The sequence below is a fragment of the Paenibacillus ihuae genome, from assembly GCF_001368795.1.
In the GTDB taxonomy this organism is placed as follows: domain Bacteria; phylum Bacillota; class Bacilli; order Paenibacillales; family Paenibacillaceae; genus Paenibacillus_AQ; species Paenibacillus_AQ ihuae.
The window spans coordinates 3,076,583-3,078,839 of the sequence record NZ_LN831198.1; the positions used below are offsets into that span (position 1 = coordinate 3,076,583).

3 protein-coding genes are annotated in these 2,257 nt (G+C 49.6%); all 3 read right to left on the minus strand.

What is annotated here, in order from left to right; genetic code table 11:
- Nucleotides 1-418: TetR/AcrR family transcriptional regulator (locus tag AQR02_RS13960; protein WP_245237437.1), on the minus strand; the 418-nt coding region annotated here is incomplete at its 3' end.
- A 371-nt stretch (nucleotides 419-789) separates the two neighbouring features.
- Nucleotides 790-1,614: an NAD(P)-dependent oxidoreductase gene (locus tag AQR02_RS13965; RefSeq protein ID WP_054941007.1), complete on the minus strand. Its 825-nt coding sequence runs from the start codon at nucleotides 1,612-1,614 to the stop codon at nucleotides 790-792.
- Nucleotides 1,615-1,674: 60 nt separating this feature from the next.
- Entirely contained in the window at nucleotides 1,675-2,061 is a 387-nt protein-coding gene (locus AQR02_RS13970; protein WP_054941008.1) for a MerR family transcriptional regulator, read from the minus strand.
- Nucleotides 2,062-2,257: the final 196 nt, after the last annotated feature.

Sequence of the window (2,257 nt, forward strand, 5' to 3'; positions counted from 1 at the left end):
CCGCAACCTGGGCTGACACGGCCAGGTTGCCTTCGTCGGCGACTTTCTGAATATTTTGCACTAGTGCTTGGTACGAATGATCTGCCGCCTCGATATGGGCGCCCTCGAGCAGCCGCCCCATCATCGCCGCATAAATCCGGGGACGGGTTGCCGCGAAGCGGACATAGTCATCCCATCCTTGACGAAGAGCCATCTCTGGAATGGTGGACTCCACTGCGGCAATCTTGCTTTCAAATAACTGTTTGAACGCTTCCACTATAGCTGCACTCAGGAGTCCATCGGCATTGCCGAAATGGTGGTAGAGCGTAGGGGCCGTAACCTGCGCGATCGCAGTTACGGCTCGCGTCGAAAATTGGGCTCCGCCATCCTCTTCGAGTACCTTAAGAGCTGCTGCCAATATTTTGTCGTATGTGTTCATATGTCCATTATAGCAGTGCTATATGTGTATGTCCATGACGAAGGTTGTACGCCTGTGGCCATTCTCCCTTTAGCCAAAAAAAGGACTGAGCATTTTTCTTTCAGATTAACTTCCTCATTGTACAGAAGAGATGAAGTTACTGTCGTGGATATTTTAGGTTGGGCAGAGCCAAACCTATTAGTGAAATCCCAATAAAATTGTTTGCCCTACTTGTGGTACTGTTCTCCGCACTGGCTGTATCGGCAAGTTTAGGGGCATTCCTCTACGGTGATATGCCCCCATACGTTTGAAAGGTGAAAGAAAGGGGTTGTCCCTCGGATCACTTTCGTGACCTTGGGACAGCCCATTCTAATTCTGCTAATCAGCTTTGTTTATTGATGCTCCGATCCCCGTCCCTCCAGCATATCGAGCAGCAGACTGGCGAGCGGAGCAGGGAATTGCAAGTTTTGCGCCGCCGACAAGAAGAGGCCGACATCCTTCTGCGGAATTTTGCTTTCGGAAACGGATGCTGACTTTTCGGCAATCATTTTGCCGTAGCTTTGATAGATTGGGGCGGTAAACAGTGTGCTCGTAAGCATATTAACCGCCGCAGTAGGATCAACACCGCTGCGCTCAGCTATTCCTAGTGCTTCTTCCAGCGAGCGTGCGGCTGAGACAATAAGGAAGTTACCGATCAGTTTGATGATTACAGCCGAACCGGCTTCCTCGCCAAAGTCAAAGATCCCCTTAGCTCCCATCGCATCCAGCATCGGCCGGACTCGCTCCTTTGCTTCCTTGGGGCCCGCTATTGGAATCCACAATTGCCTGGCAGCGGCTGCCTCCGGCCGTCCAAAGATAGGCGCCTCAACATAGACGGAGCCATGCCGCGCGTGCAGATCCGCCAGCTTCCTGCCCGTATCCGGCGACACCGTACTCATTGATACATGAATACCGCCTAGGCCCAGGCGTTCAAGGAAATCTTCGCTTTTGACGACGTCTTCCAATGCTTCATCGTCCCAAACCAAGGTGACGACGATACCACCGGTTGTCACGGTGTCTGCTGGACGGACCGCCTGCAGCGCACCTTGTGCCACGAGCGGCTCAGCTTTTTCTGGGGTGCGGTTGTATACGGTCAACGCATATCCTGCTTGAAGCAGATTGGAAGCGACTGGAACACCGAGTAGTCCGAGTCCGATAAATCCAATGTTTTCTCTCATAAGTTTAACCTCCTTAGGATGATAAACATGACGTTAACGTCATGTTTATAGCAAAAAAAATTAATCACTATCATTGGCCTCGAGCCATCGCTCGAAACGTTCTATATGTGACTGCAAATCGCTGCGGAACTGCCCGAGTGCTTCAAGCCTTTGATCGGTGTTGTCCAGATGTTGGCGCAGTATGCCGAGAATTTTCCGCTTCGGCAGCACCCCGCTCGTATCCGTAAAATAAAGCTCGATTACGTCCCGAATTTCCTCCAAACTTAGACCAAGCTTCTTCAACTGATCAATCTTACGCAGACGAGCAACCGTTTCTTCCGTATAGTAATGATGACCATTGCCTTCGCGCTCGCCAGAAGGAAGCAATCCGATGCTCTCGTAATAGCGAACCGTGCGCTGGGTTACCCCTGCTCGTTCTGTCAAATCTCCAATGCGCATGCGGTTCATGATGAAAATGTATCACTCCTTTTCAAGATTTAACATGACGTTAACGTCATGTTTTTATAATAGCATTTGAAACGAAAAATGTAAATACACCTGAACTTCGCCCTACGTATGGTAAGGTTCCCGCGGTTAATCTTCAACGAATCTATCCATCTTTTTGAATTTAAAGGACAAAACTTAATTTGTTTATTATCCATAA

Excerpts from the sequence above, each read along its gene's own strand:
- AQR02_RS13965 (WP_054941007.1), bottom strand. The coding sequence starts at position 1,614 with ATGAGAGAAAACATTGGATTTATCGGACTCGGACTACTCGGTGTTCCA.
- AQR02_RS13970 (WP_054941008.1), bottom strand. The coding sequence starts at position 2,061 with ATGAACCGCATGCGCATTGGAGATTTGACAGAACGAGCAGGGGTAACC.